This is a genomic window from Arthrobacter sp. I3, assembly GCF_000520575.1.
In the GTDB taxonomy this organism is placed as follows: domain Bacteria; phylum Actinomycetota; class Actinomycetes; order Actinomycetales; family Micrococcaceae; genus Arthrobacter; species Arthrobacter humicola_A.
Genome location: NZ_KI914959.1, coordinates 2,855 through 9,071, shown reverse-complemented (window position 1 = coordinate 9,071; position 6,217 = coordinate 2,855). Strand labels below are relative to the sequence as shown.

General features: G+C 67.4%; 6 protein-coding genes. All 6 read right to left on the bottom strand.

The genetic code is table 11. The features are described from left to right. Nucleotides 1-71: 71 nt before the first annotated feature. Nucleotides 72-1,466: a GntT/GntP/DsdX family permease gene (locus tag Y706_RS0119905; protein WP_028277967.1), complete on the bottom strand. Its 1,395-nt coding sequence runs from the start codon at nucleotides 1,464-1,466 to the stop codon at nucleotides 72-74. A gap of 54 nt (nucleotides 1,467-1,520) precedes the next feature. After that, on the bottom strand, nucleotides 1,521-2,051 hold the full coding sequence (locus Y706_RS0119900) for a gluconokinase (RefSeq protein WP_028277966.1): 531 nt from the start codon (nucleotides 2,049-2,051) through the stop codon (nucleotides 1,521-1,523). Nucleotides 2,052-2,126: 75 nt separating this feature from the next. Then, complete coding sequence (locus Y706_RS0119895) at nucleotides 2,127-2,906, bottom strand: PIG-L deacetylase family protein (protein ID WP_028277965.1); 780 nt, start codon at nucleotides 2,904-2,906, stop codon at nucleotides 2,127-2,129. A gap of 4 nt (nucleotides 2,907-2,910) precedes the next feature. After that, nucleotides 2,911-3,861, bottom strand: a complete 951-nt coding sequence (locus Y706_RS0119890; RefSeq protein WP_028277964.1) for an electron transfer flavoprotein subunit alpha/FixB family protein — start codon at nucleotides 3,859-3,861, stop codon at nucleotides 2,911-2,913. Between the two features lie 16 nt (nucleotides 3,862-3,877). Next, the gene (locus tag Y706_RS0119885; RefSeq protein ID WP_028277963.1) at nucleotides 3,878-4,678 is read right to left on the bottom strand and encodes an electron transfer flavoprotein subunit beta/FixA family protein; all 801 of its coding nucleotides are present in this window, start codon (nucleotides 4,676-4,678) and stop codon (nucleotides 3,878-3,880) included. A 255-nt stretch (nucleotides 4,679-4,933) separates the two neighbouring features. After that, on the bottom strand, nucleotides 4,934-6,217 hold a 1,284-nt coding region (locus Y706_RS26665; RefSeq protein WP_043436602.1), incomplete at its 5' end, for a S1C family serine protease.

Genomic DNA, 6,217 nt, shown 5'->3' with positions numbered 1-6,217 from the left:
GGGCGGCTTTGTGTTGTGACCGGCGGACGGACCGACCGGCGGACGTCCCGCCGGGCCGGCTTCCCGCCCGGCTAAATGACCAGCGAGAGCAGCATGACCAGGCCGAAGCTCACCACGGAGATCAGGGTTTCCATGACGGACCACGTCTTGAAGGTCTGGCCCACCGTGAGTCCGAATAGCTCCTTGACGAGCCAGAACCCGGCGTCGTTCACGTGCGAGAAGAACAGCGAGCCCGCCCCGATCGCGAGGGCCAGGAGGGCGGCGTGCGTCGGCGACAGCGAACTGGCCAGCGGTGCCACGATGCCGGCGGCCGTCACGGTGGCGACGGTGGCCGAGCCTGTCGCCAGGCGCAGGGCAACGGCCACGATGAAGCCGAGCACCAGCACGGACATGTTGGTCCCCTCGGCCCAGGCCTTCACGGAGTCTCCCACGCCGGCACCAATCAGCGTCTGCTTGAAGCCGCCACCTGCGCCGACAATCAGGATGATCCCCGCGATCGGGCCCAGGCTGGCAGCGATCTTGCTCGTAATCTTGGCGCCGTTGAGGCCCACGGCGTAGCCGAAAGTCACCATGGCCAGCAGGACGGCCAGGGTCATCGCCACCAGCGGCTGCCCGACGAAGTCGAAGAACATCCGGATCGCGGGGGCCGTCTTGGGGTCCGGCCAGATGATGTCCACAACGGCCCTGAGCAGCATGAGGACCACCGGGAAGAGGATGGTCATCAGCGTGACGGTGAAGTTCGGCGGGCGCTTGACGCCCTCCATGTCCGCGCCGTGCACGGTGTCGACGCCGCCGGCGACGGCGGGGGCACCCACCGGGACCCACCGGGCCGCCAGACGGGAGAAGAGCGGGCCGCAGATAATCACCGTGGGGACGGCGATGAGGATGCCGAGGGCCAGGGTGGTGCCCAGTTCAGCCTTGACGGCGCTGATCGCGATCAGCGGTCCCGGGTGCGGCGGCACCAGCCCGTGCAGCACGGACAGGCCGGCCAGCGCCGGGATGGCGATGCGCATCAGGGGCATCTTGGAGCGCTGCGTGACCAGGACGATCACCGGCAGCAGCAGGACGAGCCCGATCTCGAAGAACATCGGCAGGCCGATGATCACGGCTACGAGCGTGATGGACCAGACCAGCTTGTTTCCGGTGGCCTTTGCCAGGAGGGTGTCGACCACCCGGTTGGCGCCGCCGGAGTCCGCGAGCAGCTTGCCCAGCATCGCGCCGAGGGCGACCAGCAGACCGACTTCCTTCAGGACGCCGCCCACGCCGTCCTCGAAGTTGATGATCACCTTGGCCGGTTCCACACCGGCGGCGAGGCCGACGAATCCTGACCCCAGAATCAGGGCCAGGAAGGGGTGGAACTTGAATTTGGCGATCAGGACCACGAGCAGGGCGATGCCCAGACCCGCGATGATCAGTAGTTGGGTATTGACGCCGGTCCCGGCCTCAACGGCAGCCGGAAGCTGCATTGCTATCAGTGATTTCACAAAAAATTCCTTGGTCGCGGCGAAACGCGGGAAGGCTCAGGGCCTGGCGTCGGCGGCGTCGAGATTAAGTCGGGTGATGATTTCCTGTGCTTCTTCCGCCGGCGTTGCGGAGACGGACAGGGAGATGAAGTTTTCGTCTGCCGTGGGGGCTTCGAGCGCGTCGAACTGGGACTCCAGCAGGGCCGGGGGCATGAAGTGCCCGTGGCGGGAGGCCAGCCGGTCGGAGATCTTGTCCCGTGATCCCTCGAGGAACACGAAAACCACCCCTTCGCCGCGCAGGACGTCCCGGTAGCGCTTCTTCAGCGCCGAACAGGTCACGACGCCGGGATTCCCGGCCCCGGTGTGGGCCCGGATCCAGTCGGCAATGCTTTCGAGCCAGGGCCACCGGTCCTCGTCGGTCAGCGGCTGTCCTGCGTGCATCTTTGCCACGTTTGATTCGGGGTGCAGGTCGTCGCCTTCGGCGAGGTCCCAGCCCAGCCTGCCGGCCAGAAGTCCCGCGACAGTTGATTTGCCGGATCCGGAGACGCCCATGATCACAAGAACGGGGTGTTGCGCAGTCTTCGCCATCAAAGTCTGCCTTCCATCAAATAAATATGATTTAAACAGAGGCCAGCATATGGCAGAGGTTGTGCTGCAGCAACACTAGAAACCGGCGATGGTCCCCTGGCCGTTGACTGTTACGACATGGAAGGCCTCGGCGCTGCGCCCGGCGGGAAGTCCGGCGCGGGCCCCGGTGCCGAGCATGAGGGCGCGGACCGTGCGCTCCATGGCGTCGACGTCGGGGTGCTGGCTGACGTGGATGTGGATGGCGGCCAGCTTGCTCTCCACATGCCCGGTGACGTCCACGAAGTGGTTTTCGCGCTCTTCCGGCCCGGCGAAGAGCCACAGCCAGGGCAATTTGTAGGCCTCCAGCCCGGACTCGGCCAGTTCAGGGTACGCGAACGGGTTTTCCAGCGCGGGGTACACGGCACGGGTCACCGCCTCCCCCACAGCCAGATGATCCGGATGGCTCTTCTGGATCCGGTTCCAGTTGCGCTCCGGATGCATGGAGAGCACGACGTCGGGCCGAAGCTGCCGGATCAGGCGCACCACCTCGCGCATCACCTCATGCGAGGGTTCGAGGTAGCCGTCACACTGGTGCAGGTAATGGATGTCCGTGACGCCGACCAGGGCGGCGGCGCGCTGCTGCTCGGCAACCCGCAGCCGCACAATTTCCTCGCGCTGCTCCGGATCAAAGCCGCCGGCGTCGCCGTCGGTCATAATGCAGTAGCTGACCTGGACTCCGGCGGCGGTCCAGGCTGCAACCGTGCCGGCTGCGCCGAAATCGATGTCGTCCGGGTGGGCCGTGAAACAAAGCACCCGCTCAATCCGGGTGGTCTCCGGGTCGAACGGGCTTTGTGCCGGGACGGCGGTGGTGGTCATGCGGTCAGCCTCTGCGCTTCTTGATTTCGGCGGTGGCCTGCGGCAGTACCTGGAAGAGGTCGCCCACAATGCCGAAGTCCGCGATCTCGAAAACCGGCGATTCGGCGTCCTTGTTCACGGCCACGATCACCTTCGCGGTCTGCATGCCTGCCTTCTGCTGGATGGCTCCGGAAATGCCCGCGGAGATGTAGAGCTGCGGCGCGACGGTCTTGCCGGTCTGGCCGATCTGCGCGTCGTGGCCGATCCAGCCGGCGTCCGTGGCAGCCCGCGAGGCTCCGATGGCCGCGCCGAGGGCATCGGCGAGTTCCTCCAGCGGACCAAAGTTGCCGTCCACGCCACGGCCGCCGGCCACGACGATCCGCGCCTCGGACAGATCGGGGCGTCCGCTGGCAGGCTTGTCGGTGCGCGCCGTAACCCGGGCGGCAGCTGCGGTCACGTCAGGGACCTGGACAGTGATGCTCTCCGGCGCCGTGCCGGTGACCGCGGGCTCGGGCGCGATGCTGTTGGGCTTCACGGTCAGCACGGAAACGGGTGTCACCGCCTTCGCGGCGCTGGTGTAGGACCCGGCCAGGACCGACTTGTGCGCCGTTCCGTCGGGGTCCACGGCCACGACGTCGGTGATGACGCCGGCGCCGAGCCTGATGCCGAGCCGGGCGGCGATTTCTTTGCCCTCGGCCGAGTTCTCGGCCAGGACCACGCCCGCACCGGCGGCGGCCGCGGCCGCGGCCAGGAACGCCGCCTTGGGTCCGACGAGGTAGTCGTCGAGGTCCGTGGCGGACGGGCGGTACAGTGCCTGGGCGCCGTACGCGGCCAGGGTCGAGGCGGCGTCGTCGTGCAGTTCGCCGTTGACGGCGGCGACAGTCTCGCCCAGGGACCGGGCGATGGTGAGCAGTTCCAGGCTCGACTTCTTCAGCGCCGCACCGGGGTTGTCGATGAAAACGAGTACTTTTGCCATGTTCGGATAATCCCCTTTAGAGCAGCTTCTGGGCGGCCAGGAACTCGACCAGCTGGATGCCGGCGTCGCCTTCGTCGGTGATGATGGTGCCGGCCGTCCGCGGCGGCCGGGCCTCTGCGGTCTCGACGGCGGTCCAGGAGCCGGACTGGCCCACCTGGGCCGCGTCCACGCCGATGTCGGCAAGGCTCAAGGTGGTGATGGTTTTCTTCTTTGCCGCCATGATGCCCTTGAAGTTCGGGTACCGCGGATCATTGATCTGGTCGGTGACGGAAACGACGGCCGGCAGTGTGGCCTCGATGGTGTCCGCGTGGGTGTCGCCGTCGCGGCGGGCGGTGAGCTTGCCGGCGTCGAGCTCCAGGGACGCGGCGAAGGTTACCTGTGGGAGGCCCAGCCGCTCAGCGAGCTGTGCCGGGACCAGCGAGGTCTCGCCGTCCGTGGAGGCCATTCCGGTGAGGATGAGGTCCGCGGGGACGTCCGCGCCCAAGTGGCGGATCGCGGCGGCCAGCGCCAGCGACGTGGCTGCGGCATCCGAACCGGCCAGGGCCTCATCGCTGAGGTGCACGCCTTCCGTGGCGCCGATCTGGAGGGACTTCTTCACCGCATTGACTGCCCCGGCCGGGCCCATGCTCAGCGCAATGACCTTGTTGCCGGCCGCTTCTCCGCCGCGGGCCTCGGTCAGCTGCAGCGCAGCTTCCAGTGCGTATTCATCCAGTTCGGACAGGATGCTTTCGGAGCGGTCCACCGTGTTGGCCTCACCTGTGAGGTGGCGGTCGAACTGCGCATCCGGGACGTGCTTGACCAGCACAATGATTTTCAGAGTTTCTTCCACTGTGTCTACAGCAGCCTTCCATGCGGGTGGACAGCCGCCCCTGACGGGGTCATGGCCACGGAATGCCCGGCAGCCGGGCTGTTCCTAGCTAACCATATAGCCGCCGGGCAGCGCGGCCAGGGTTAAGGTCTGTGTCAGTGAACTGGCCCGGGACGGCAGAGGCCGGGCCGCACCTTTGCGGTGCCGCCCGGCCTGTTTGCTGCTGCCTTGATTTACAGTTGCGCTGTTTGCTGTCGCCCAGCTCTACTGCTCGGCTGCGGCGCCGAGCGTCACGTCGACGTCCTTGAGCTGGCCGCCGCGCAGCACCGTCACCTTGACCGTGGCCCCGGCGGCCTGTTCCCGCACCGCCGCGGTCAGCTGGTTGGGATCGCTGATGGTCAGGTTCTGGAACTTCGTCACGACGTCGCCGACCTTGATGCCGGCCTTGTCTGCGGCCGAGCCGGACTCGACGGTCGCGACCTCCGCGCCCACCGAGAACCCGGAGGAGGACGAGCCTGCGGCCTTGGGCTTCACGCTGACGCCGAACTGCCCGTGGGTGGCTTTGCCGGCGCTGATGATCTCCTGGGCCACGCGCTTGGCGTTGTTGATGGGGATGCTGAAGCCCACGCCGATGTTGCCGCTGCTGCTTCCGCTGGCCGCGTCGCCGCCGGCGGAGGCGATCGCGACGTTGACGCCGATGATTTCGCCCTTGGTGTTCACCAGCGCGCCGCCGGAGTTACCCGGGTTGATGGCCGCGTCCGTCTGGATGACGTTGATCGAGATGGATCCCTGATCCGCGGTGCTCGGAGTCTCGCCGCCGCCGGGGGGCGCGAACTGGAAGCCCTGGTCGCCGCCCTGGGAGTTGTCCGCACCGCCCTTCGGCGCAGCCGAGGATGCCACGCTGATGGTCCGGTTCAGGGTTGAGACGATGCCGTCGGTGACTGTGCCGGTGAGTCCCAGCGGCGATCCAATGGCGACGGCGGTGTCACCGACGTTCAGCTTGCCCGAGTCACCGAGAGTTGCCGGGACCAGTCCCGAGGGGTTGTCGATCTTGATCACGGCGAGGTCGGAAAGCGGGTCGGTACCGACGATCTTCGCGGAGTAGACCTTGCCGTCGCTCGTCCGGACCTCCATGGTGGCGTTCGCGGCCTTGCCGTCGAGCGTCACCACGTGGGTGTTGGTCAGCACATGGCCCTGGGTGTCGAGGATGATCCCGCTGCCGGTGCCGCCGTCGCTGCCGCTGGTCGCTTTGATGGTCACCACACTGGGGGAAGCCTTGAGGGCGGCGGCGCTGATGGCGTTGACATCTTCCCTGTTGTTGACGATCACCGGACCGGCCTGGCTCGTGTTGCTCGCGGCGGACGGGGAAAGGCGGTCGCCCAGCAGGGCGTTGCTGCCGGCCACCACGCCGCCGCCGATCAGGCCGGCGGCCACGATGCTGGCCACGAGGGTGGGGACGCCGAATGCCGCCTTGCGCTTGGGGGCGTGCGCCGGGTCGTTCGCAAAGCCGGGGCCGGAAGGGTAGGACGGGCCCGGCTGCGGCTGGCC

What these genes read in the sequence shown, in the direction of transcription:
- Y706_RS0119905 (WP_028277967.1), bottom strand. Translation starts at nt 1,466, where the DNA reads ATGCAGCTTCCGGCTGCCGTTGAGGCCGGGACCGGCGTCAATACCCAA.
- Y706_RS0119900 (WP_028277966.1), bottom strand. Translation starts at nt 2,051, where the DNA reads ATGGCGAAGACTGCGCAACACCCCGTTCTTGTGATCATGGGCGTCTCC.
- Y706_RS0119895 (WP_028277965.1), bottom strand. Translation starts at nt 2,906, where the DNA reads ATGACCACCACCGCCGTCCCGGCACAAAGCCCGTTCGACCCGGAGACC.
- Y706_RS0119890 (WP_028277964.1), bottom strand. Translation starts at nt 3,861, where the DNA reads ATGGCAAAAGTACTCGTTTTCATCGACAACCCCGGTGCGGCGCTGAAG.